We start from the raw sequence: 25761 nt of genomic DNA, 5'->3' as shown, positions 1-25761 counted from the left end.
GATGCAAAAGAAAGAGAAAAAAGATCCATCGCAAATGCGTCATGGCTATACAACAGGCGCTTGTGCAACAGCAGTAACGAAAGCAGCTTTAACGGCTCTTATTACTGGTGAAGCACAAGAAACAGCAACGATCCATTTGCCGGTGGGCCGAGATGCGACATTTACTATTGAAAAAAATACATTTGAAGGAAATTCAGTAAGTTGTGAAACGATAAAGGATGCCGGAGATGATCCAGATGCAACACATAAAGCATTGATTATTTCTACTGTCAGCTGGGGCGATCAACCTGGAATAATTTTAGATGGAGGAGTCGGCGTGGGACGAGTGACCAAGCCGGGTCTTCCTGTTCCTGTTGGAGAAGCAGCTATTAATCCAGTCCCAAGGAAAATGTTGAACACTACCGTCCAAGAAACGCTAGATGAATTTCAAATTGACCGTGGAGTAAAGGTTGTCATTTCTGTTCCAGATGGAGAAGAAATTGCAAAAAAAACGTTAAATGGTCGACTCGGAATTATCGGTGGTATTTCTATATTAGGTACTAGAGGAACCGTTGTACCGTTTTCTAGTTCTGCTTATATGGCAAGTATTGTCCAGGCGATTAGTGTAGCAGTTGCTATGGGCTGCGAACATGTCGTGTTGACAACAGGTGGGCGAAGTGAAAAATATGGCATGCAACAATATGAAGGACTTTCTGAGGAAGCTTTCATTGAGATGGGTGATTTTGTCGGTTTTGCACTTAAGCATTGTAAACGTTTAGGTATTAAAAGAGTGTCGTTAGTAGGCATGATGGGGAAATTTTCGAAAGTTGCTCAAGGTGTCATGATGGTGCACTCGAAAAGTGCTGCCATCAATTTTGAATTTATGGCAAAACTTGCGAAAGACGTAGGAGCACCAGACGAACTAGTGCAAGAAGTGGTGGGAGCAAATACGGCTTCTCAAGTTGGTGAGATGATGATGGAAGAAGGTTTTGACCAGTTTTTTAATCATTTATGTGAAGCTTGTTGTACAGCTTCTCTCAATCATGTGCGTGGAGGCCTTATCATGGACACAGCAATTTATTCCATGAAAGGACAATTATTAGGGAGGTCTGATGGCATTGACTCAATCGATTAAATTGATCGGAATTGGTGATAACGGACAAGAAAGTTTATTACCTCAATACGTATCGTGGATTGAAGATAGTGAAGTATTGGTAGGCGGAGAAAGACTACTTGAATTCTTTCCTCACTATTCTGGTGAAAAAATTGTCGTAAAAGGCGGATTGAAACCTTTAGTAGAACAGTTGAAAAATGAAAAGCGTAAAACAGTTGTTTTAGCATCAGGGGACCCATTATTTTATGGTCTAGGAGGTTATTTAACTAGCAAAATAGATATCGAAGTTTACCCATACTTTAGTTCCATTCAATTAGCTTTTTCAAAAATGGGTGAGAGTTGGCAAGATGCTTATTTAATAAGTGTTCATGGACGCAGTATGAAGGGCTTGGCACAAAAAATCGATGGCAAATCGAAAATCGCATTGTTAACGGATTCTGATAATAGCCCGAGTAAAATCGCAGAATATTTATTATCCTTTGGCATGACAGAATACCGAGCTTATGTTGCAGAAAATATTCAAGGTGAAGACGAAAAATACGGCTGGTATGAATTAGAGGACATGAAAAATCTCGAGTTCTCTTCATTAAATGTTGTCATTCTAAAAAAAGTTGGACAAAGCCCAAAATGGACATTAGGCATTGATGACGAAGAATTTTCACAACGTAAACCCGATAAAGGGCTGATTACGAAAAAAGAGATTCGAGTTTTAAGTTTATATGCTATGCAATTAACGAGTAGTAGTATCGTTTGGGATATTGGTACATGTACGGGCTCCATGGCTATTGAATCTGCGAAGCTGGCACCAGAAGGACAAGTATTTGCGATTGAAAAAAATGAAGGTGATCTTGAAAATTGTCTACAAAATCAACGTAAATTCCGTACCGATTTAACAGCGGTTCACGGAAAAGCGCCTGAGGGACTTGAAACATTCCCGAATCCAGACGCCATTTTCATCGGTGGTACAGGTGGTAACATGAAGGATCTATTGAGAGTATGTTGTGAGCGTTTAACTGAAGGTGGAAGAATTGTTTTAAATGCTGCGACCATCGAAAATTTATACCGAGCGAATGAAGCATTCGATGAGTTTGGTTTTGAAACATCAATTATGCATGCACAAATTTCAAGAAGTAAACCAATTTTAGGTATGAAACGATTTGTACCTTTGAATCCAATCTATATTATTACGGCAAAACGAAAGGAAGACATCCATGAGTAATTTCGGTACTTTATATGGTCTAGGAGTAGGTCCTGGAGATCCTGAACTTATAACAGTTAAGGCATTCCGTGTGATTCAGGAATCACCAGTTATCGCTTATCCGCGAAAACGTAAAGGAAGTAAAAGCTATGCACAACGCATTGTTGATGTATATATCCGTCCAGGCGAAAAAGATATGCTTGGACTTGTTTTCCCAATGACAAAGGACCAAGAGATTCTTGATCGAGAGTGGAATAAAGCAGTGGAACTAGTATATGAAAAATTACAAGAAGGCAAAGATGTTGCATTTGTAACTGAAGGCGATCCTCTACTCTATAGTACATTCATCCATATGATGAAGTTGATGCAAGAATTGCACCCAGAAATAGAGATTAAAACAGTTCCTGGTATTTCATCTTTCAACGGTTCAGCTTCACGTTTAGGTATTGCACTTGCAGATGGAGATGACCATGTTGCGATTATTCCAGCTACTGATGATTATGATGCCATGAAAAAAGCACTTGAAGATCATGATGCTGTCGTATTCATTAAAGTAGCCAAAGTAATGGATTTAATGATTCGCGTGTTAAAGGATTTAAATCTATTTGATAAGGCTTCTGTCGTGACAAAGGTTACCTCTGATGAGGAAGTCATTTGGTCAATGGATGAATTAGAAGATGCAGAGCTAGAATACTTAACATTAATGGTGGTGCGCAAATAATGAAAAAAATATACATAGTTGGGGCAGGCCCTGGAGATCCAGATTTAATCACAGTAAAAGGCTTAAATATTTTACAAACTGCAGATGTAGTGATGTATACAGATTCACTAGTAAATGATGAGCTTATTGCAAAAGCAAAACCAGAAGCTGAAGTAATTAAAACAGCAGGTATGCATTTAGAAGAAATGGTCGCCGTCATAGTTGACCGAGTGAATGCTGGTAAAACACTAGCACGCATCCATACAGGTGATCCTGCAATGTACGGTGCGACAATGGAACAACTGGCATTACTGAAAAAGGAAGATATTCATGCAGAAGTTATTCCAGGAGTCAGTTCGGTTTTCGCTTCAGCTGCTGCTATAGGTGCTGAGTTAACAATTCCAGATTTAACACAAACACTCATTTTAACTCGTGCAGAGGGCCGTACTCCAGTACCTGAATTTGAAAAACTTCGTGATTTAGCAAGCCACCATTGTACGATTGCATTATTTTTGAGTGCTACTTTAACAAAGAAAATTGTCAAAGAACTCCAAGCAGCTGGTTGGAGCGATGATACGCCAATTGCCGTAATACAAAGAGCTTCTTGGCCAGATCAAAAAATCGTCCGTACAACGCTTATTAATCTAGATGAAGATATGCGAAAAAATGGTATTCGTAAGCATGCTATGATTTTAGCAGGTTGGGCGCTTGATCCTAATATTCATGATAAAGATGAGTACCGCTCAAAATTATACGATGCAACATTTACTCACGGATTCCGAAAAGGTGTGAACCTCAATGATTGAATTACAAGAAGGAATTGAACCGATTGTAGTTCAACATAATCAATATGCCATTGTTGCTATAACGAAGCACGGTGTACAAACAGCACGTAATCTACATCAATCATTTGTACACTCAGACGTATACTATATGAGTAAATTTGAACAAGGTGATGAACAACAAAAGCATATTCAACTATTTACAGGAAGTGTACGCATGTTGTTACCAACACTGTTCAAACAATATAAAGGTATCATCATGATAATTTCACTTGGTGCTGTAGTACGTATGATTGCACCTATTTTAGTAGATAAAAAGACAGATCCTGCAGTTGTCGTCATTGATGACCGTGCGGAAAATGTCATCAGTGTTCTATCAGGTCATTTAGGTGGAGCAAATGAATTAACACACGAAGTAGCTTCTGCTTTAAATGCTCGTGCAGTTATTACAACTGCATCAGATGTTCAAAAAACAATTCCAGTAGACCTTTTCGGTGCTCGCTTTGGCTGGGTTTGGGATTCTGCAGATAAATTAACGCCTGTAAGTGCATCTGTAGTAAATGAGGAACCTGTTGCGATTGTACAAGAGTCTGGTGAGAAAAACTGGTGGCATCTACAAACACCTATGCCAGAAAACATCAAACAATATCCGAGCATTACAAAGGCTCTAGATGCAAAGCCAAAAGGGGCATTAATCATTACGCACCGATTGCTAACAAAAGCTGAAGAAGCCATATTAGAAAATGGCGTTGTTTATCGTCCGCAGAATGTCGTAATCGGAATGGGCTGTAATCGCGGAACATCTTCAGAAGAGATTGAACAAGTTATTTTGGAAACTTTGCAAGAACTTCAAATTTCGATTAAAAGTGTCAAAGCACTATGTACAATCGATTTAAAAAAAGATGAGCAAGGTTTCCTTCAAACTGTTGCAAAATATGGATGGGATTTTAAGTACTACACTCCAACTGAATTGAATATTGCCACAATCGAAGCACCATCAGATACTGTGTTCAAATATACAGGTGCTTATGGTGTAAGTGAACCAGCAGTTCGCTTATATACTGGTTCAGATGATTTAGCTTTAGTTAAGAAAAAATCAGGTAACACAACTATTTCAGTTGCCGTCATTTCACATGATGAATAGTATCAATTGCTAATTAAAACCGGTTGTTTATGCCGGTTTTAATTGCAATCTCGGGGGGATAAGTGATGAGTTCAAGAAGACTAGTAATTGCAGGAACAGGAAGTGGCGTTGGAAAAACGACTTTTACAATTGGGATAATGGCTGCTTTGCAAAAGAAAGGTTATCAAGTGCAAGGATTCAAATGTGGTCCAGATTATATAGATCCCTCATATCACACAGCGGTAACCGGCCGTACTTCTCGTAATCTAGATAGCTGGATGTTTGATCATGAAACTGTTAAGGAAATGCTAGTCCGTGCGAGTTCAGGAGCAGATATTTCCATTATTGAAGGCGTAATGGGGTTTTATGATGGTAAAAGCCCACTAAATGATGCAGGTTCCACAGCTGAAATAAGTGTCATAACGGATAGTCCCGTATTACTCATCGTTAATTGTGCCAGTATGGCCCGTAGTGTAGCAGCCATCGTTAAAGGATTCCAAATACTTTCGGATACGCCAAATATTATAGGGGTCATTGCCAATCAAGTTGGTAGTGTAAATCACTATAAAATAGTTAAGGCCGCCATTGAACAAGAGTGTGGTATTCCTGTACTAGGATATTTAAAACGTGAAAATGGTATTGATATTCCAAGTCGACAATTAGGTTTGATACCTGCTATTGAACGTGGTGAATTGAATCCATTCTTTGACCAACTTGCATTCCTCATTTCAGAAACCGTCGATATAGATCGCATTTATGAATTGGCAAAAACCTCTGAAATTGCGCATTTCTCTAGTGGATTATTTGACCAACGACATGATAGAGGCGTAACAATTGCTGTGGCAAAGGATGCTGCTTTTAATTTTTATTATGAAGAAAATCTAGAGTTATTAAGAGCATACGGTGCATCACTTGTTTTCTTCTCACCACTAAATGGTGAAGTAGTACCAGAAAATGTGGATGGACTATACATAGGAGGGGGATTCCCAGAAGAATTTGCGGCTGAGCTTTCAAAACAAGAAGCTGTCAAACATTCAATACGACAGGCAGTGAAAAGTGGTATGCCTACCTTAGCAGAATGTGGTGGATTTATGTATTTAACAGATTCTATTACAGATACAAAAGGCAATACATATCCAATGACTGGTATCATTCCTGGCGCTGTACAAATGCAAGAAAAGCTTGCTGCACTAGGGTATCGTGATATTACCGGCTCTCCAAGTAACTTCATAATTGGTGAAAATCAAATGGCTAAAGGGCATGAGTTTCATTACTCCACTTTTACAGCTTTAGAGGAAATTCAATCAGCTTATGAAACAACAGGGCGTTTTGGTAAAAAGGCAGAAGGTTATTTAAACGGGAATTTAGTTGCTGGATATACGCATTTCCATTTCGCATCAAACCCTGAATTAGTAGAGCAGTGGGTGAATGCATGTGTGAGACATCAACAACAATGACATATTATCCAATCATGCTTCAGTTGAAGGGTAAATATTGTGTCGTCATTGGTGGAGGCAAAGTGGCAAATCGGAAAGTAACATCACTATTAAATGCCGGAGCCATTGTTACTGTCATTAGCCCAGTTCTACATGAAAAACTGCAAGAAAAATGGCGAAATGATCTCATTACATGGTTTCAAAAGTCATTTGAAGCTTCTGATTTAGAAGATGCTTTTTGCATTATTGCTGCAACGAATCATCCAGCTGTTAATGCAAAAGTAAAAGAATGTACTATGTCACATCAACTTTTGAATATAGTCGATGACGCAGTTAGTAGTACTTTTATTGTACCTGCTACATTGAGACGAGGGGATTTAACAATTGCAGTTTCAACGGCTGGTGCCAATCCTGGCTTAGCAAAGAAAGTAAAAGATGATTTATCTCTTCAATTTGATGACTACTACGAAGAGTATGTCGCATTTTTGCAAAGTGCACGTACGGAAGTATTAACGAATGTGATAGATGAAATAAGAAAGAAGCAAATATTAGAAGCTCTTTTACTGCCGGAATTTTTAACCTTAACGAAAGAAGGTAAAATAGCCGAACGTGATAAGCTATTTCAACATTATTTACAAAGGGGGATTGCGCCATGGCAGTAGGAAAAGTGTATTTAGTAGGTGCAGGTCCAGGTGATCCAAGACTAATAACAGTCTATGGATTGGAATGTATTCAAAAGGCTGATGTTATTGCATACGATAGACTAGTTAATCCGAAATTACTTGAACATGCTAAAAAGGATGCAGAACTGATTTTCTGTGGAAAGTCACCAGGGAAGCATCACCTAATTCAAGACCAAATTCATGATTTATTAGTTTCAAAAGCATTAGAGGGAAAAACGGTTACAAGATTAAAAGGCGGAGACCCTTGTGTTTTTGGTCGAGGAGCAGAAGAAGCGGAAGTACTAGCCGAACAAGGTATTGAATACGAGATTATACCTGGTATTACTGCAGGAATAGCTGCACCTGCTTATGCAGGAATTCCGGTTACTCATCGTGAATATGCTTCTAGCTTTGCAATTGTCACTGGACATGGTAGAGAAGATAAAGGACAAGACCATTTGAACTGGGATGCTTTGGCAAAAGGAATCGATACGATTGCCTTTTATATGAGCGTCGGTAATTTAGCTTATATAAGCTCTCAATTGATTGCCCATGGAAAAGATGTAAAAACACCTGTGGCAGTTATAGAATGGGGAACAACATATCAACAAAGAACATTAACTGGGATATTAGAAAATATTCATGATTTAGTCGTAAGCGAAGGATACCATAACCCATCGATGGTATTAGTTGGTGAGGTTGTGCAAATGCGAGATAAAATTAAATGGTATGAAAAACAACTTTCTGCTGTCGTGCTATAAGATATAGTGAACTGTTATAGAGAGTAATGAAAAGGAGATAAATAAATGTCTATTTTAGAAATTTTAAAAGAGCGACGTGCTATCCGTAACTATGAGGACAAGCCTGTTGAAAAAGAGAAAATTGAACAATTACTAGAGGCTGCAACTTTCGCCCCAAATGATCGCTTACGCGAACCTTGGAATTTTTATGTAATCCAAGGTGAAGCAATGACTCGTTATGAGGAAATGGCGGAAGCTTATTTACAAGAACGTTTCCCTACAAAACCTCATTTAGTTGAGAGCTCTTTAAAAGTCGTTACAACAACACCTGTTGCCATTGTTGTAACAGCGGATCAAATACCAGATAAACCTGATGATTCAGAGGATAATATATTTGCCGTGTGCTGTGCTATTCATTCGATGTGGTTAGCTGCCAAAGAATTAGGGTTAGGATTTGTATGGCGTACACGAGGTGTGGGTTTAGTACATGATGATCGTATGATAAATTTTATCGGTTCTCCTGAAAATGAAAAAGTGATTGGTACAGTTTTTATTGGTTATCCAGAAGAAGGTCGTGAAGTCTCACCTACAAAACGTACTTCTTACGAAGAAAAAACTAAGTGGTTATAAAGAAAATTAGGGGGTATTTAAATGGCACGTCAAGGACTATTTTTGATGTATACTGGGGATGGCAAAGGTAAAACAACTGCATCACTAGGAGTAACGCTACGAGCAGTAGGTCGTGGTCTAAATGTCAGGTATATGCAATTTATAAAATCTCCAGAACGTACTTACGGAGAGGCATTGGCCCTTCGAAAATTGGGTGTTGAAATGGAACAAATGGGTATTGGTTTTACTTGGACTAAAACACCAGAAGAACATAGACATGCATTACAATTAGCTTGGACAAAAGCAAAGGAAGCCCTTGAAGATCCAACTATTGATTTACTCGTATTAGATGAGCTTAATAATGCATTGTCAATTACGAAATTCCTTATTGATGATGTGTTACCACTTCAAGAAGTAATTGAAGCGATTCAAAATCGACCAAAAACAATGCACCTGGTTGTTACTGGACGAAGTGCAAAACAGGAACTAGTCCAATTTGCAGATTTAGTTTCTACAATTGATGCGACTAAACATTATTACGATGAAGGTATTCCAGCAGTTAAAGGATTAGAATTCTAAGGAAAGAGGGAATGAATTTGACCACAAAGGCGTTAATGATACAAGGAACAGCATCTGACGTTGGAAAGAGTATGATTTGTACTGCTTTTTGTCGTATTTTTTCAGATGAAGGATTCAAAGTTGTTCCGTTTAAATCACAGAATATGGCGCTGAATTCTTTCGTTACAATTGATGGAGGAGAAATTGGTCGAGCACAAGGCGTGCAGGCTGAGGCAGCAAGAGTTATTGCAACGACAGATATGAATCCAATCTTATTAAAACCAAAGCAAGATATGGTATCTGAAGTTATTGTGCATGGTAAGCACTTCCTAGACATGACAGCTACTTCATATCGCAACGACTTTGTTCAAGAAGCAATGCCAATAGTTGAAAAGTCAGTACGCAAGCTTCAAGACGAATATGAAATAATCGTTTTAGAGGGAGCGGGTAGCCCAGCTGAGATTAATCTAAAAGATCGAGATATTGCTAATATGCGGATGGCACATCTAGCAGACGCAGCTGTTATTCTTGTTGCTGATATTGATCGTGGTGGTGTATTTGCATCTATAATTGGCACACTCACATTATTAGATGAAGCTGAGCGCAAACGTGTAAAAGGTATTATTATTAATAAATTTAGAGGTATGCGTGAGTTATTAGATGATGGTATTGAGTGGTTAGAAAAAGCAACTGGTATTCCAGTGTTAGCAGTGGTACCTTACATAGAAATTAATATTGAAGCAGAGGATTCATTGGCTTTATCATCACTTCGATTTAAAAAACCAAAACAACAAGAGTTTGCTATCGATGTAGCGATGATTCGTTTACCAAGAATTTCGAATTTCACTGATGTAGACCCATTTTTTGATGAACCAGAAGTAGGCGTTCGATTAGTACGGTCATTAAGTGAACTTGGTACACCGGATTTACTGATATTACCGGGCACGAAAAACACTGTAGATGATTTACAATGGCTTCGAGATGAAGGTTTTGTGGAAGCGATTCAAAAGCTTCGTGCAAAAGGGACACGTATTTTCGGTATTTGTGGAGGATTCCAAATGCTAGGGGATCAATTGTTAGATCCTGAAGCAGTAGAAGGTGATGGACGTAATTCTGAAGGATTAGGGTTATTACCAGTCACCACGGTTTTCAATACTTCAAAGAAAACGAAACAAATGACTGGAAATTTATTGTCTAAAGGACAAGAGCTAACTGGCTTTGAAATACATCTAGGTCAAACTGAAATACACGATTCCAATACAATGGCCTTTTTAAAACTACATGATAGCCGTTTAGATGGGGCAGTATCATCGGATGGGCGTGTTATCGGCACATATTTCCATGGAATTTTTAATAACCGAGAATATACTCGTGAAATAGTAAATGCCTTAAGAATTGAAAAGGGTTTACCTGCTATTTCAGAAGAGGTTAAAACCGATGCACAACGCCGTGAAGATGCTTATCAGTTACTTGCGGAGCATGTAAAAAAGCATACCGATATGGAAAAAGTATATGAAATCATGAAACTTACATCACCCTCAACTATATAAATATTAAATTCCGAGCAGTCTCAAATAGGTAATAGGAGACTGCTCGGAATTTTTTTGACTTTATAAAAAAACTGATGATATGTAGGGAATCAAAGGAGTTTTGGAGTCATTGTCGAATCAATTACTATAAAGGAAACTATGAAATCACAATACAATTAGCAACTGGTTACGGTAGTTTTGTAAAGAAATTTCAAATGAATCCATTAGGGGGTTGATCAAATGCGTTTAAAAGGAGAAGTAGGCATTATAACAGGTGGTGCGAATGGAATTGGTTATGCAACAGTAACACGATTTCTTGAAGAAGGTGCATCGGTGGTGATAGCGGACTATGCTAAATGGGCTGGTGAAGAAGCTGTAAAAACACTTAATGCAGAACGAGTACTATTTATAGAAGTGGATGTGGGAAAGTGTTAAGGCAATGGTTCAAAAAACGATAGATCGATTTGGGCGTATAGATATCTTAATAAATAATGCAGGTATTACGAGAGATGCGATGCTGACAAAAATGACTGAAACAGATTTCCAAGAAGTATTAAATGTAAATTTAAATGGTGTCTTTCATTGTACGCAGGAAGTAGCATTGCATATGGTAGCGAATCAGTATGGAAAAATTATTAATACGACTTCCGTTAGCGGTGTGTATGGCAATGTTGGACAAACAAATTATGCAGCTGCTAAAGCAGGTATTATTGGCATGACTAAATCTTGGGCAAAGGAACTTGGTCGCAAAGGCATAAACGTCAATGCTGTCGCTCCTGGTTTTACATTAACGGAAATGGTGAAAAAAATGCAGGAAGAAATCATTGAAAAGATGACAGCAACCATACCGTTGCAAAGGATAGGGAAGCCTGAAGATATTGCAAATGCATATCCATTTCTAGCATCAGAGGAAGCATCTTATGTTCATGGTCATGTACTTCATGTAGATGGAGCGATCATGATGTAAGGGGTATATACGTTTAGAGTAAAACAAATTATGAATGAATTAAGAAATAAACACGTAAATTGGCTTGCTTACAACTGATTCTTCAAAATGTAAGCTATCCTTTTTTGTCTATAAATATTTGCCTTAATATGAAAATATGTAAATATAGTTTAGAACTTTATACAAGCTTTAATAATAGATACCAAGTTTCAAAGGATTTGTACCTTAAAATCAGTGAATATAGGCTTAAAATACAAAATAGATATTTAATAATGACCAAGGGCATAAAATCGCTCTTGGTCTTATTTTTGTCTATATAAATACTTATAACATTTTTCTTTTATTATATTCAGACATTTTCGGAAATAAATACACACCTTGCTAGTCTAATAAGAAAAAACAAGAGAAAGTCACTAAGGAATATTGACTAATGACAAACGATATACTATTATGTTTGTTATTAGGTAAACGTAATTGTATATCGTTTGTTTATTTGTAAATAGAGTTAACTATTGTTTGGATAAGTAGATTGATTGACGAAACATAATAAAGAGGGGGTCTTGAATATAGAATGACTAAACAAGAACAAGCAATATTAATAATTGGTTGGAATTTAAGTAAATGAATCTTAGTTATGAGGATTTTGAGTTACAGTACTTTAAGATTTTTAAAAAACGAAGAAGAGTATTTTGATGGAACAAATAAGTACTTTAAAAGTGAGTTTTATCATTATTGTTCTTTTTAATAAAGGAGTTAGTATTATATGAATGAACTTTTTGAAAATAAAACAATATCAATATCTAAGCCTATGATAGCTTTTCTTACTCCTGTGATTTTGGCTAGTATTATTCAATCATTAGGCCAAGTTTTCGGGATTATTATCGTTGGGCAAACACTAGGAGTGGATTCTTTAGCAGCACTTTCTGCATTCTTTCCACTCTTCTTTTTCCTTATCACCTTTGCGGTTGGGATAGGCTCAGGAAGTTCGATTTTAATTGGGCAATCTTATGGTGGGGGAAATATGACGAAATTGAAGGAAATCGTTGGAGTCACATTAGCTTTTACGATTGTGATTTCAGTTGTTGGTGCTATTTTTGGAAGTGTCTTTACGGGTGAAATTCTTAAATGGATGGGAACACCCAAGAATATTATTGGTGAAAGTGTAGAATATGCTCAAATTCTATTTATTACATTACCTATTACTTTCATAAATATGGTGTATACAACATTTATGAGAGGTGTAGGTGATTCCAAAACACCATTTTATTTTTTAATCATAAGTGTAATTTTAAATCTTCTTTTACTACCTATACTTATTTTTGGCTGGTTTGGGTTACCTGAATACGGATTAAATGGTGCGGCTTATGCTGCTGTATTATCAAGTCTAATCTCATTAGTGCTTCTGATAGGCTACCTGCATAAGAGTAATCACATTCTTAAATTAGACCGAATGATTCTTCGTCATTTTCATTTGAAAGGCGCAGTTTTGAAAGCATTGTTAAAATTAGCGCTACCTTCAAGTATAAGTATGGTAGCGATGGCGATGTCAGAAATTGCAGTTATAACCTTTGTGAATAGTTATGGTTCAAATGCAACAGCAGCATATGGTGTTGCCAATCAAATTGCGAGCTATGTACAAATACCTGCAATTAGCATTTCAATTGCGATATCTGTATTTGTAGCACAGTCTGTTGGATCAGGGGATATTTCTAAAATAAAGAAAATAGAAAAAATAGGAATTAAACTGAATTATCTTCTTGGTGGATTGCTCATATTAATTGTCTATTTGCTATCAAATCCAATTTTAAAAATATTTTTAGATAATGGTGAAGCAATTGATATCGCACATAACCTAATTCTTATTTCATTTTGGAGCTATGTTATATTGGGGCATACACAGTCTATCTCAGCAACAATGAGAGCAACCGGTACTGTTTTATGGCCGACTATTTTTACAATCTCTAGTATTTGGATTATTGAAGTACCAGTAGCTTATTTCCTTTCACATAACACAACACTAGGGTTAAATGGTATATGGATAGGTTATCCTATGGCCTTTATCGTCAATTTCATAGTTCAATCTATGTATCAACAATTATTCTGGAAAAAGAAAACATTAAATACCATGTTTCAATAAATTGGGAAAATAACAAATTGACTAAAGGACCAGGAGCATAAAATCGCTCTTGGTCCTTTAAGTATCTATATAAATAATATAAGAATCTTTAACTTGATAATCATATACGACAATTAATTAATAAAATATAAACCTCGCTAGTCTATATAAAAAATCAAAAACAAGCCACTAAGATAAATAAAAAAAGTAAAGAATCTATATGAATTTTTGCTGATAAAAATGCATCCACATCGGTTCAATTTAGCATTAAAAATAACAATTAAACACAACTTATATCAAAACATCACTTTCCATTTCGCTTATAATAAATGCAGAAGTGGAGGATGAACAATATGATTCAGGAGATGATTGACTGGATTGAGGAACATTTATTTGATGATTTTTCATTAAAGAACTTAGGTAATGATATGGGTTATTCACCCTATTACTGTTCTTTTTCATTTCATCGAATGGCAGGTATTAGTATTAAAAGATATAGGGCACTTAGAAAGATATACCTAGCTGCCATTGAACTTGAAAAAACAGAACAAAAAACAATTGATATTGCATTCAAATATGGTTTTTCATCTCAGGAGGCTTTTTCAAGAGCATTTAAAACTACTTTTGGTATCAGTCCAAATGCTTTTAGAAAAAATCCTTCACCACTACAGTCTTATGTGAAACTTAATATGAATGGCACAAAGGGAGGTTTAATGATGGATATTTCACAGAAGTTAAAGATTGAAAATTTACAAAATAAAATGAATGAGCAATTCGACAAAGATATTTTGAATATCTTAAATGGGCAGGTGATGTATGAGGAATTTTCTAAACATCAGTTAATGGGGAAAAGTGATTATGTTCCTTTTAATGAAGCTATGTGTTCAAATGATACATGTTATACAATATTCAGTGATGAATTTAAAAAGTTAAGAGCTTTAGGACATGAAGTGTCTTTACAAGATTATGAGAATATTACCACTAACTCTTTAAAACCTCTTTTTGTAAATCAATACAAATGCATCGTTTTATGGTTTGGTGAGGACATGTTCTGTCAGATGAACTTACTAACAATACTGGCATATTTAGACCAGGTGAACTATAGAGGAAAGGTATTCTTCCATATGGTTAATGAATTGACCTATGATGTAGAAGAGATTGAAGTAATGCCAGAAGGTTACAAAGAAATATATCAACAAGTATTGATCCAACATCAACTACCAAAAGTTCAAGTATTGCCTGTCACTTATCAAGGTATTAAACTTTATTTGGATTATTTAAAAGAAGATAATGAAATCACAGCTTACATAAAAAAACACCTAGAAATATCTCAGGGTGAATTACTGAAAAACTTGTTCCATCTGTTTCCTAATTATGGTTTAGGGGATGTGCAATATTTAAAAATAATAAAAAGAATAAAAGAAGAATAAAGTTGATATAATCCTTAAATAGGCTTGGTATGTAATGAAATAGAGCCAAGCCTATAATAACTTAGCTGTTTGATACTATTTTCATTAACAAACTTGTAATTTGTTATTATCTAAATCTTAAAAACTCAAAAAAGTTCTTTACTCCTTCAGTTTTGAGCTCCCTACATCTACACCATATTCCATTAACTTCTTATGCGTTGCTTTAATATCTTTTGTGAAAAATATTGGATAAGTTTGATTTTTAAGAGAAGTATTTCCTGCCTCAATCGTTAATGGTACGCCACTATTTCCAACATTTAATACTCGAGCATTCAGCTTAATAAACTTCTTTAAACCCTAATAATTTTTGATACCAAGTGCTAGATTTTTCAATATCACTTATTGGAAAACTTATAGTGCCAATTCTTTCAAACATATAACTTATCACTCCTTTTTTAACGCTATAAAATCTATTCTACATTTTATTTGTTAATCCTTTTTTTATAATGGAAGTGAAATAATTTACGTTGATATTTTAATAAAAGTAAAAAATGAAAATCACAATTATTTCAGTGGATGCATTCTTTTAAATTTCATTTGACATTTCAGATTTCAAAGCTTAATATAAATCTTAACAATTTTGTTCGGGATAGGTAGCAGGTTTCGGGAGCGAGACCACCTTTAGAACAGTTGAGATTAGCATAGCAGAGAAATTGAAGAGTAAGAGTAGTAGTATAGGTGTGGTAGTGTAGAGAGTCAGTGGCAGGTGAAAACTGATCTATCTCCTATATGAATGGACTTATGAGAGCTATTAAGAACCGAAGTGATCCTACTTCTAATTACTAATAGACGTCTAACCTACGTTATGGGTAGTATCTTTTTGATACGCTAAGTGGGAGCATATTAAATGCTTCAACTTGAGGTGGCAACGCGGTGAATATCGTCCTCTTGAAAGGAATTTTCCTTTCGAGAGGACTTTTTTTATGCAATTTTCATAAAGAGTTGAGAAGAGGAGAGGTTAAGTTATGAGCAGAGAGAAATTAAGTTATAGAACGACAGTGAAGAAATTAGCAGGCGATACATTAACACCAATATTAATATTTAATAGGTTAAAAGGACAACGGAAATTTTTGTTGGAAAGCTCAGCAAAATCCGAAGAATCAGGACGATATTCGTTTATTGGGGAGAACCCTTTAAAATCTTATAGTGGTAGTGGGCAAAAGTTAATTGAACAACAATTCACAACAGGTAAAAGCTACGAGTATACGGGTGATTTATTGACTCAATTAAAACGATTAATGCCTAGAATTACAGAAAAATCTGCCTTTCCTTTTACTGGTGGGGCTGTTGGTTATATTGGGTACGGTGCAGCAAAGATGGATTCTATATTAGATGACAAGTTGGATCTACCAGATGTGAATTTTCAAATCTATGAAACAATTATCATTTTTGATCATTTTGAAGATATCGTTACCATTCTGCATACTGCTGTGAATCCAGAACAAGAGATACCAGATTTAGAAGTTATTGCACAGGAAATTTCGACCGGCAATGAAATAATCGATGAAGACTACCATTTAAGTAAATTTAAAAGCAATGTGACTAGAGAAAAATTTGAAAAGCAAGTTAATCAAGCGTTACAACATATAGAAAACGGTGAGGTCGAGCAAGTGGTACTTTCACGTCAGCTAGCCGCCGATTTGACTGGAAATCCATTTTTAATTTATCGAAAATTGCGTAAACAGAACCCCTCACCTTATATGTACTATGTGGAATTTGATCAACATATTTTAATCGGTGCCTCACCGGAATGTGTAGTCAGTGTTACCAATCACATAGTGAAGGTAAATCCAATTGCGGGAACTGTTAGTCGCGGTCAAACAATAGATGAAGATGAACATCAAGCAAGAAAGTTATTAAATGATCCGAAAGAAATTGCAGAGCATAATGTTTTGCTTGACGAGGCTAGACAGGAATTAACCCATATATGTGCACCTGCTACAGTACGTGTGAAAAACTACATGGAGATTATTCGATTTGAACACGTCATGCACCTCATGTCAAATGTCGAAGGCAAATTATCACCAGTATTTCATGCTCTAGATGCCCTTTCAGCAACATTCCCAACAGGAACGGTGACGGGAAAACCAAAGCACTTGGCAATGGCTATTATTGATGAAATTGAAACAACTCATAGAAGCACATATGGTGGAGCCATTGGTTATATCGGTTTTAACGGAAATATAGATTTTGCTATTACGATTCGATCTATGCTTGTGAAAAACAATAAAGCGTATATTCAAGCAGGAGCAGGAATTGTTAAAGATTCAATTCCTTCTAATGAGTTTGACGAGACGGAAGCAAAGGCAAAGTCATTAATCTCTTTCAAAGGTGAATGAACTTACATGAGGAGTGTGCATGATGAAACAATTTATAAAAGTGGTAGAGAACAATCAACATTTATTATTTGATGAAATGCTTCAAGCATCAAAACTGATGTTTCAAGATGAGACAGCTTTGCATGATATTAAGACATTTTTAATCGCTTTAGCGAAAAAAGGGGAGACTGCTCATGAGGTTGCAGCACTTGCGACCGTTATGAAATCTTTTGCGTTAGAGGTACCTGCTCCGACTGCAAGATATATGGATAATTGTGGTACGGGTGGAGATGGTGTGAATAGTTTCAATATAAGCACAACTGCAGCATTTGTGATGGCTGGTGCAGGAGCGATAATTGCAAAACATGGTAATCGAAAAATCTCCAGTGCTGCAGGAAGCTCTGACGTACTTGAAGCACTAGGTATTCATACTGATCTAACGATTGATGAAACAGTCGAACTTTTAAATACACATGGAATAGCCTTTCTATATGCACCAAATGTCCATCCGAAACTAAAAAGAATTGGTCAAGTGAGACGCCAAATCGGTAAACCAACGATTTTCAACTTAGTAGGGCCATTAACAAATCCAGTCACTTTAGATACGCAGTTTACAGGAATTAATAGACCTGAATTCACAATGGAATATGCTGCTGTTATGAAGATGCTCGGTCGAGATCGCGGAATTGTCGTATGTGGAGCTGGAGGTATGGATGAAGCATCGCTCGCTGGTCAAAATGATTTTGTTTTAGTAGATCATGAAGATTTAATACCATTTTCATTAACACCTGAAGATGTTGGTTTAAAATCTGCACCCTTTGAAGCAATTCGTGGAGGAAATGCAACTGAAAATGCCATCATTATGCGCAAATTACTAGGTGGTAAAAGAGATGCATATTTTGATACGGTTGTTTTCAATGCAGCTATTGGTTTATTTGCATACGGAATAGTAGATCACATTAAGGTCGGAGTCGATCTAGCAATTGATACTATTTTATCAGGTAAAGCTTTAGAAAAGTTAGATGCTGTAGTGGCATATAGTGAAGCTCGTAAAAAACAGGAGGCTATAAAATGACGATTTTGGATCGGATTTTAAAAGAAAAAGAAAATGAAGTCCTAAAATTACTACAAAACCCTCCAGAAAAAATTAAAGGGTCAACTAAAAGACCATCTCTATTCGACGCACTTTATCAAAAAAAACGACTACAAATCATTGCTGAGATGAAACGTGCCTCTCCTTCTAAAGGGTTAATAAATGAAGGTGCCAATCCAGTGGAGCAAGCTAGGATTTATGAGCAAGCTGGAGCAGCTTGTATATCAGTATTAACTGACACTCCTTTTTTCAAAGGCTCATTCGAAGATTTGAAAGAAGTATCTAACGCCGTTGGAATACCGCTTTTATGTAAAGATTTTATCATTCATGAAGTTCAAATTGATCAGGCAAAAGCTTCAGGTGCTTCTGTCATCTTATTAATCGTGGCGGCATTACAACTAGAGAGATTACAAACTCTCTATGAATATGCAATAAAATCTAAATTAGAAATTCTGGTTGAAGTACATAATACAGATGAACTTCAACAAGCTCTTAAGTTGGATGCTAGATTGATAGGTGTTAATAATCGTGATTTAAAAACATTTGATGTAGATTTAGCGCGTACTGCTGAGATTGCAGACATTTTCCCTTTCCATGAAAAACGAGTATTAATCAGTGAAAGCGGTATGCAATCATCACAGGATGCAGAAATTATAGCAAAACATGGTGCGAGTGCCATTTTAGTCGGAGAAACATTAATGCGAAGTGGCGAGGTTGCACAAACTATAGAAACTTTCAAAGTGGAGAAAGGTGTGGAAATACAGTGACAAAAGTAAAAATTTGTGGTTTACAAGAACCCGAGCATGTTAAAACGGCAGTTTCAGCAGGAGCCGATGCCATTGGCTTTGTATTTGCAGCGAGTAAACGCCAAATTTCAATTGACAAAGCTAAAGAGCTTGCCAAGTTCGTGCCTGAAGGTGTACTTAAAATAGGCGTTTTTGTTGATCCAACAATTGAAGAGTTAGAGCAAATTGTAGATACGGTACCACTTGACTATGTGCAGTTTCATGGACATGAAACACCTGAATATATTGAGACATGTCAGTTTCCTTCTATTAAAGCATTAGCAGTTAAAAAGGTTGAAGATATAGAGAATGGCTCAAAGTATAAGACCGATTATTTATTATTCGATGCCCCGGGAACTGATTTCCAAGGGGGAAGTGGTATATCATTCGATTGGCAACTACTACAAGGACATAGCATTTCAGAAAATCGACTCATATTAGCAGGTGGTCTAACGCCTACAAATGTAGGAGATGCAATTAATCGTGTTCAACCATATATGGTAGATGTCTCTAGCGGTGTAGAAGTAGATGGACGTAAAAGTAATGAGTTAATAAAAGCATTTATTCAAGCAGCAAAAGGTGAGGAGAGATCTTAATGGTAAAAACAATCGAGCAGAAGCAAGCAGGACGTTATGGTAAATTTGGTGGTCAATACGTACCCGAAACATTGATGACTGCATTAATAGAATTAGAAGATGCCTATAAGGAAGCTCAACAAGATCCAGCTTTTTATGAAGAATTAAATTACTATTTAAAAGATTATGTAGGGCGTGAAAATCCACTATATTACGCTGAGCGCTTAACTAAGAAACTTGGCGGTGCGAAAATCTATTTAAAACGTGAAGACCTTAACCATACAGGTGCTCATAAAATTAATAATGCATTAGGTCAAGCGCTACTTGCTATGCGTATGGGGAAAAAGAAAATTGTTGCTGAAACAGGTGCCGGTCAACACGGTGTAGCTACTGCCACTGTTTGTGCCCTGTTTGACTTAGAGTGTATTATTTTCATGGGAAAAGAAGATGTCAGACGACAAGCGTTAAACGTATTCCGTATGGAATTACTTGGTGCAAAAGTAGTTTCTGTCGACCAAGGAGCTGGTACGTTAAAAGATGCTGTGAATGAAGCTCTTCGTTACTGGGTCGCAAATGTAGAAGATACCCATTATATTTTAGGTTCGGCTCTCGGACCACATCCATTCCCGCAAATTGTACGTGATTTTCAACGTATTATTGGACTTGAAACACGAAAACAAATTGTTGAAAGAGAAGGTAGATTACCTGATGCTATCGTAGCATGTATTGGTGGAGGTAGTAATGCAATCGGTATGTTCCATCCATTTGTCAATGATGAAGACGTTAAACTTTATGGCGTAGAGGCGGCAGGAAGTGGACTCGAAACAGGTTTACATGCAGCGGCTATTGCAGATCAAAAAGAAGGCGTATTGCACGGATCGTATATGTATGTTCTGCAAGATGATAATGGTTTTATTCAAGAAGCACATTCTATATCTGCAGGCTTAGACTATCCAGCTGTTGGACCGGAACATTGCCATTTACATGATATCGGCAGAGTGAAGTACGAGGCTGTAACAGATCAAGAAGCACTAGAAGGTTTGCAATTATTATCCCGAACTGAAGGAATAATACCAGCACTTGAAAGTTCACATGCTATTTTCTATGCAGCCAAACTAGCTAAAAAAATGAAAAAAGACGAGATTTTAGTAATCTGCTTATCAGGTCGTGGAGATAAAGACGTACAAACTGTTCGAGATGCATTAGGAGGAATTAATAATGGCAATTAAAACATTACAAAAAGTGATGGAAGCAAAAATAGCACAAGGTGAAAAAGCGTTTGTTGCTTACATTATGGCAGGGGACGGGGGACTAGATTCCCTTCGCGAACAGATATTGTTTTTACAAGATAGTGGTGTAACTGCAATAGAGCTGGGTATTCCATTTACAGATCCTGTTGCAGATGGACCAGTTATCCAAGAGGCAGGCCTTCGTGCATTAGAAGCCGGTGCTAATCTACGTAATATATTAAAAACTATTACAAAATTTAAAGATGAAATTCATACTCCACTCGTAGTAATGTCATATTTGAACCCAATCATTGCATATGGTATTCAAGATTTCACCAAAGCATGTGAACAAAGTGGAGTAAGTGGTCTAATCATTCCTGATTTACCGTTAGAAGAATCTACTATCATCACAAGTGAATTACAAGATACAGATATTGCACTTATTCAACTCGTATCATTAACAAGTCCGCAAAAACGTATTATAAAAATCGCTAAAGCTGCAGAAGGATTTATTTATGCTGTTACTGTTAATGGTACAACTGGTGTGAGACAAGAATTTACAGAGCAACTTGAACAGTATTTAGCTAATTTGAAAAAAGTAAGTCAAGTACCGGTACTTGCAGGGTTTGGTATTTCAAATTCACAGCAAGTGAAGGAAATCGGTGCTATGGCAGATGGTGTCATTGTAGGTAGTGCCATTGTTCAAGCTTTTCATGATGGTAATAATAAACAAATAACAGAGTTGTTAAATAAACAGTCTGTGTAAAATGCAAAACCCCTTACATGTTAGAAATATGTAAGGGGTTTATTGTTGTAGAAGAATTATAAACTTATTACAGAACAATAGTAGATTAAAGAAGTCCATAAATTGAAATATAATACGTATGTTTATTCCGCCATTTTCAACACTTTTCTATTATTGAGAGGTTGAACAGGTCTGTTGTTATTTGAGATTATAGCTTTAAATGCATCAATTTGTTCTTTCGACATTTCAATGGGTTGCTGCATAATTGACCATTTAACACCTTCAGAACAGGGTGGCGTAGTTAAAGAACCACTGTATCGATATACTTTCTTGTCAGTAGGTAATAATTTAGCAAGGTTTATAGTATTGGTTAAAGGAATGTCTGCTTCTGTAATATTAGATGGTAGTTTTGACCAAATATCGGTTAGTAATTTATTTTCATCACCAGCATTGATGAGTATTCCTATAACCGCCTTTTCTCCTTTGCTATTTTCATGAACAAGATGTGCCTCCATAGCAAAATGTTGGCCATTAATTTGGTGCTCGCTCGGTGTATGGAAATGCATTCTTAAAAATGTGTATTTATCACCATCTATTTCTATTGAGTTTTTTCCGGAATCATCAGTAGCTTGTATAGTGTGTCCGTTATTCATAAGCTTAAAAAGTGTAGGCTGATAGTTTATTTTTATATCTCCTAAATTTTTGTCCAACATTACATCTTCAAGGTCAATGTTAATTGGAGATTGTGCTGTACCTTTACTGCACATTGAAAACGAAGGATCTAAACTTGCCCATTTATTTGGAGCGGTATCTCCTTCATAAGACCACTCTATTGGTGTAGCCGTTGTTGCAACTTTTTCTTCTTCTAGCTTTTTTTCTGGTGCATAGGTTAGAGAACCATAAACGGCTACCGAGATACAGGCAGATGCAACAAATATTCCGATAAATTTCTTGATTTCCATCAAACTTCACTCCTTTTTGCAGAAGCTAATGTCTATTACAAAGTTGCTTCTTACAAATAAGGTAACCATAAATTGCAGTTATTAATTGAATGATTGTTAAAAAAGTGAAAATAATTTTTAAACGTCATTCAAATAAGCCAAATATGTTATCGACTGTTCAGATTTTTATTTTGATATCGTCTTAGTACAAACGTCAAAAACGGTGGAATTAGTAAATAGATATAAAGCATTCGAAAAACTTGATATATAGTGATTGTAGAGACATCCGCGCCAACTTCGTGCGCGATTATACCCATTTGATCCATACCACCTGGTGCAAGACTTAAAAATCCAGTCATAATGGATGTATTCTCTATACTAACCATTACAAAAACGCTTAATAAAAAAGTAACAGCAATTAGTAATAAACTGCTTGTAAATGCTAATGTAAACATCCGCTTCTTATGCTGTAAATTTTCTAGCTTTAACAATAAACCAATATGTGTTCCTACAAGTAATTGACAAATACTAAGTACACCATTAGGCATAGGAGAAGCTTGTAAGAATGTAACATTGCAAAGAAGTGTAACTATAATTGGACCAAGTATATAAGGAGCAGGGATATGTAGCTTTTTCGATGCTAGCATTCCTAAAAAGCAAAGTATGGCAAATAGAGATAAATTACCGTAGTTAATATCACTAACTGTTTCTGCAATAAAATGATTAGAGGATTCGGATTGTATCCAGGGCAAATGAAGAACAATTGGCACTAAAAAAACAACCATAATTACACGGATGGTATGAAAGAAAGTAACGGTCGTCATATCTATACCATCCATCTCTTCTGCATAAATAAGAATTTGAGAAAGGCCACCTGGCACACTACTTGTTAAAGCAGTAGGATAATCCATATGACCAACTTTAGCGACGATAAATGCAAAAATAATACTTATAATAAAAGTAACAGTCGTAATTCCAAACATCACAGGTACATGTCGTGCCATATCAACTAAAATATCTGTTGTAAAAGTACTTCCAAGTGAATAACCAATTACTAGTAAACCAGAATTTCGAAAAGTCTTAGGCCATTTAAGTTGCAAGTGAAATACCTTAGTAGCAATTAATACTGAAGTCATTGGACCAAGTAAATAAGGAACTGGGGCATGAATAAGTTGAAAGAGTAGTACGCCAAAAATGGCGATAACTGCAGTCAGTATAACTTGTTTTGTTGTATTGTTCATGATCATAATCCTTTATCGATTAATATGTACTCTATTTATTATGACAGATACTACTGATAATAATAAATCTTTCTATTGTGAACTATGGTAGTAACTCAGTTTATACTATCAGTACCAGATGAAAAAGATAATAAAGGAGTGAAAGTGGCAATATCATATTATTCACAATAAAATATAATATCTTGAAGAGTCAATGATCTTAGTAGATAAATAAAATACGAAATAGTCGTCAATGATACATAAGATTGAAGATATATTAAGATTATGTATATAGCAAACAATAAAAAAACTGCCCCTAGCAAGCTAGTAAGCAGTTTTTAGTAAGTTGAAAGTAGAAAGATAGATTATTTTATGCCAGTATTTGCTTTAACTGTAACTTCAGCATATTTACGAGCATCAGATTTAGCACCAACTAATGAACCAATCCAGCCTGCAAGGAAACCAGCAGGAACAGAAATAATTGCCGGGTTAGTTAATGGGAATAGAGCAGTACCAGTGAAGATTGCAGTACCTTCTGGATTCCAAAGGTTAGGGCTTAATACTACAAGTACTAGAGCAGTTACAAGACCAGTGATCATAGCTGCCATTGCACCAGTTGTATTGAACTTTTTGTAGTAGATTGTGTAAATGATAACAGGTAAGTTTGCACTTGCAGCGATACAGAATGCTAAAGATACTAAGAACGCTACGTTCATTGTTTGAGCACCTAAAGCTAAAATGATAGAGAATACAGATACTCCGATAGAAGCAAGACGAGCAGCCTTCATTTGCTCTTTTTCTGTAACTTTACCTTTTTTGATAATTTGTCCATAAATATCATGGGCGAATGCAGATGCGCCAGATAATACAAGTCCTGCTACAACAGCTAAGATTGTTGCGAATGCAACCGCACAGATGAATGACATTAACATGTCTCCACCAAGTGCTTGAGCTAGAAGTGGTGCAGCCATGTTACCAGCGGCATTTGCACCGATAATTTTTTCAGAACCAACGAATGCAGCAGCACCGAAGCCTAAGAATATAGTTAAGATGTAGAAAATACCAACGATCCAAGTTGCATATACAACTGAACTACGAGCAGTTTTTGCATCTTTAACAGTGAAGAAACGCATTAAGATATGTGGTAAACCAGCAGTACCAAGAACTAGGGCAATCATCATAGACATAGTATCTACGCCATTTGTATATTTTGCACCTGCAACTAAGTAACCCTCACCATGTGGAGTTGCTGTTTTCATTGTATTGAACATTTCAAGAACATTAAAGTTAAATTTCCAAAGTACCATTACCGAAATAATAACTGTACCAATCATTAATAGAACGGCTTTAATGATTTGAACCCAACTTGTTGCAGCCATCCCGCCCCAAAGAACGTAGATTGTCATCATAACACCAACAAGAAGTACAGCAACCCAATAATCAATACCTAATAATAATTGAATAAGTCCGCCTGCACCAACTAGCTGTGCAATCATGTAGAATAATACAATTACAATTGTACTTACTGCAGCAGTTCCACGAACTTTCTTTTGGTCGAAGCGAGCAGTAATCATATCTGCTAAAGTGTAGCGACCAAGGTTTCGTAATGGCTCAGCTACGATATATAACACAACTAAGTAAGCTACTAAGTAACCAATACTATAGAAGAAACCGTCAAATCCAAATAAAGCAATTGCACCAGCGATCCCTAAGAATGATGCAGCTGATAAATAGTCACCAGCAATCGCAATACCATTTTGCCAGCCAGTTAATCCGCCACCCGCTGTATAAAATTCACTAGCTGAGTTTGTTTGCTTCGATGCAAGGTATGTAACGAATAGAGTTAAACCTACGATTGCTACGAAGAAAGAAATACCGATTACACTCATACCCA

General features: G+C 36.3%; 23 protein-coding genes, 1 pseudogene and 1 other annotated feature. Of the genes and pseudogenes, 20 read left to right on the top strand and 4 right to left on the bottom strand.

Annotated elements, in window-relative coordinates:
- Position 1 precedes the first annotated feature (1 nt).
- From MKY02_RS11495 to MKY02_RS11430, 14 genes and pseudogenes are all read left to right on the top strand, one after another.
- Positions 2–1114 carry a cobalt-precorrin-5B (C(1))-methyltransferase gene (locus tag MKY02_RS11495; protein WP_340711210.1) on the top strand — a complete coding sequence of 371 codons (1113 nt, stop codon included), beginning with the start codon at positions 2–4 and terminating at the stop codon, positions 1112–1114.
- Positions 1092–2312: a precorrin-6y C5,15-methyltransferase (decarboxylating) subunit CbiE gene (gene cbiE / locus MKY02_RS11490; RefSeq protein WP_340709026.1), complete on the top strand. Its 1221-nt coding sequence runs from the start codon at positions 1092–1094 to the stop codon at positions 2310–2312. Before MKY02_RS11495 ends, cbiE begins: the two co-directional genes overlap by 23 nt.
- The gene (gene cobI / locus MKY02_RS11485; protein ID WP_038181518.1) at positions 2305–3012 is read left to right on the top strand and encodes a precorrin-2 C(20)-methyltransferase; all 708 of its coding nucleotides are present in this window, start codon (positions 2305–2307) and stop codon (positions 3010–3012) included. The genes cbiE and cobI overlap by 8 nt, the downstream gene beginning before the upstream one ends.
- Positions 3012–3797, top strand: a complete 786-nt coding sequence (gene cobM, locus MKY02_RS11480; RefSeq protein WP_038181520.1) for a precorrin-4 C(11)-methyltransferase — start codon at positions 3012–3014, stop codon at positions 3795–3797. Before cobI ends, cobM begins: the two co-directional genes overlap by 1 nt.
- Positions 3790–4917, top strand: coding sequence for a cobalt-precorrin 5A hydrolase (locus MKY02_RS11475; RefSeq protein WP_038181522.1), 1128 nt, complete (start codon positions 3790–3792; stop codon positions 4915–4917). The genes cobM and MKY02_RS11475 overlap by 8 nt, the downstream gene beginning before the upstream one ends.
- Before the next feature lie 65 nt (positions 4918–4982).
- The gene (locus MKY02_RS11470; protein WP_340711208.1) at positions 4983–6353 is read left to right on the top strand and encodes a cobyrinate a,c-diamide synthase; all 1371 of its coding nucleotides are present in this window, start codon (positions 4983–4985) and stop codon (positions 6351–6353) included.
- On the top strand, positions 6329–6994 hold the full coding sequence (locus MKY02_RS11465) for a precorrin-2 dehydrogenase/sirohydrochlorin ferrochelatase family protein (protein WP_340711206.1): 666 nt from the start codon (positions 6329–6331) through the stop codon (positions 6992–6994). Before MKY02_RS11470 ends, MKY02_RS11465 begins: the two co-directional genes overlap by 25 nt.
- A complete protein-coding gene (gene cobA, locus MKY02_RS11460) occupies positions 6985–7755 on the top strand; it encodes a uroporphyrinogen-III C-methyltransferase (protein ID WP_340711204.1) in 771 nt (256 codons plus the stop codon). Before MKY02_RS11465 ends, cobA begins: the two co-directional genes overlap by 10 nt.
- 45 nt (positions 7756–7800) lie before the next feature.
- Complete coding sequence (locus MKY02_RS11455) at positions 7801–8364, top strand: nitroreductase family protein (RefSeq protein WP_038181530.1); 564 nt, start codon at positions 7801–7803, stop codon at positions 8362–8364.
- Positions 8365–8385: 21 nt separating this feature from the next.
- Complete coding sequence (locus MKY02_RS11450; RefSeq protein ID WP_340711203.1) at positions 8386–8922, top strand: cob(I)yrinic acid a,c-diamide adenosyltransferase; 537 nt, start codon at positions 8386–8388, stop codon at positions 8920–8922.
- A gap of 11 nt (positions 8923–8933) precedes the next feature.
- Positions 8934–10451: a cobyric acid synthase gene (locus MKY02_RS11445; RefSeq protein ID WP_445329608.1), complete on the top strand. Its 1518-nt coding sequence runs from the start codon at positions 8934–8936 to the stop codon at positions 10449–10451.
- Between the two features lie 219 nt (positions 10452–10670).
- Positions 10671–11397 (top strand): annotated as a pseudogene (gene fabG, locus MKY02_RS11440) (3-oxoacyl-ACP reductase FabG).
- 742 nt (positions 11398–12139) lie between these two features.
- Positions 12140–13513 carry an MATE family efflux transporter gene (locus MKY02_RS11435; RefSeq protein WP_038181537.1) on the top strand — a complete coding sequence of 458 codons (1374 nt, stop codon included), beginning with the start codon at positions 12140–12142 and terminating at the stop codon, positions 13511–13513.
- Between the two features lie 323 nt (positions 13514–13836).
- Positions 13837–14922 carry a helix-turn-helix transcriptional regulator gene (locus MKY02_RS11430; RefSeq protein WP_038181539.1) on the top strand — a complete coding sequence of 362 codons (1086 nt, stop codon included), beginning with the start codon at positions 13837–13839 and terminating at the stop codon, positions 14920–14922.
- Between the two features lie 316 nt (positions 14923–15238).
- On the opposite strand, the gene MKY02_RS11425 is transcribed toward MKY02_RS11430, so the two are convergent.
- Positions 15239–15337, bottom strand: a complete 99-nt coding sequence (locus tag MKY02_RS11425; RefSeq protein ID WP_327192116.1) for a VOC family protein — start codon at positions 15335–15337, stop codon at positions 15239–15241.
- Between the two features lie 271 nt (positions 15338–15608).
- Positions 15609–15852: a binding site (T-box leader), on the top strand.
- A 74-nt stretch (positions 15853–15926) separates the two neighbouring features.
- On the opposite strand from MKY02_RS11425, the gene MKY02_RS11420 reads away from it, so the two are divergent.
- The 6 genes from MKY02_RS11420 to trpA are packed head-to-tail and all read left to right on the top strand — an operon-like array spanning position 15927 to position 21727.
- The gene (locus MKY02_RS11420) at positions 15927–17300 is read left to right on the top strand and encodes an anthranilate synthase component I family protein (RefSeq protein ID WP_340711200.1); all 1374 of its coding nucleotides are present in this window, start codon (positions 15927–15929) and stop codon (positions 17298–17300) included.
- 22 nt (positions 17301–17322) lie between these two features.
- The gene (gene trpD, locus MKY02_RS11415) at positions 17323–18354 is read left to right on the top strand and encodes an anthranilate phosphoribosyltransferase (RefSeq protein ID WP_038181542.1); all 1032 of its coding nucleotides are present in this window, start codon (positions 17323–17325) and stop codon (positions 18352–18354) included.
- Positions 18351–19139: an indole-3-glycerol phosphate synthase TrpC gene (trpC, locus tag MKY02_RS11410; RefSeq protein WP_038181545.1), complete on the top strand. Its 789-nt coding sequence runs from the start codon at positions 18351–18353 to the stop codon at positions 19137–19139. The genes trpD and trpC overlap by 4 nt, the downstream gene beginning before the upstream one ends.
- The gene (locus tag MKY02_RS11405; RefSeq protein ID WP_076034942.1) at positions 19136–19753 is read left to right on the top strand and encodes a phosphoribosylanthranilate isomerase; all 618 of its coding nucleotides are present in this window, start codon (positions 19136–19138) and stop codon (positions 19751–19753) included. The genes trpC and MKY02_RS11405 overlap by 4 nt, the downstream gene beginning before the upstream one ends.
- The gene (gene trpB, locus MKY02_RS11400; RefSeq protein ID WP_340711198.1) at positions 19753–20961 is read left to right on the top strand and encodes a tryptophan synthase subunit beta; all 1209 of its coding nucleotides are present in this window, start codon (positions 19753–19755) and stop codon (positions 20959–20961) included. The genes MKY02_RS11405 and trpB overlap by 1 nt, the downstream gene beginning before the upstream one ends.
- On the top strand, positions 20957–21727 hold the full coding sequence (gene trpA, locus MKY02_RS11395; RefSeq protein WP_445329619.1) for a tryptophan synthase subunit alpha: 771 nt from the start codon (positions 20957–20959) through the stop codon (positions 21725–21727). Before trpB ends, trpA begins: the two co-directional genes overlap by 5 nt.
- A gap of 122 nt (positions 21728–21849) precedes the next feature.
- Here trpA and MKY02_RS11390 read toward each other — a convergent pair whose 3' ends face one another.
- The 3 genes from MKY02_RS11390 to MKY02_RS11380 all read right to left on the bottom strand — a co-directional run bounded on the left by MKY02_RS11390 (position 21850) and on the right by MKY02_RS11380 (position 25756).
- On the bottom strand, positions 21850–22668 hold the full coding sequence (locus MKY02_RS11390) for a carbonic anhydrase (protein ID WP_076034945.1): 819 nt from the start codon (positions 22666–22668) through the stop codon (positions 21850–21852).
- Between the two features lie 146 nt (positions 22669–22814).
- Positions 22815–23888, bottom strand: a complete 1074-nt coding sequence (locus tag MKY02_RS11385; protein ID WP_076034946.1) for an AbrB family transcriptional regulator — start codon at positions 23886–23888, stop codon at positions 22815–22817.
- Positions 23889–24232: 344 nt separating this feature from the next.
- Positions 24233–25756: a solute symporter family protein gene (locus MKY02_RS11380; RefSeq protein ID WP_038182993.1), complete on the bottom strand. Its 1524-nt coding sequence runs from the start codon at positions 25754–25756 to the stop codon at positions 24233–24235.
- Positions 25757–25761 lie beyond the last annotated feature (5 nt).

The organism is Viridibacillus sp. FSL R5-0888, from assembly GCF_038009105.1.
Lineage (GTDB): Bacteria > Bacillota > Bacilli > Bacillales_A > Planococcaceae > Viridibacillus > Viridibacillus arenosi.
This window is presented reverse-complemented; position numbering and strand designations above follow the sequence as displayed.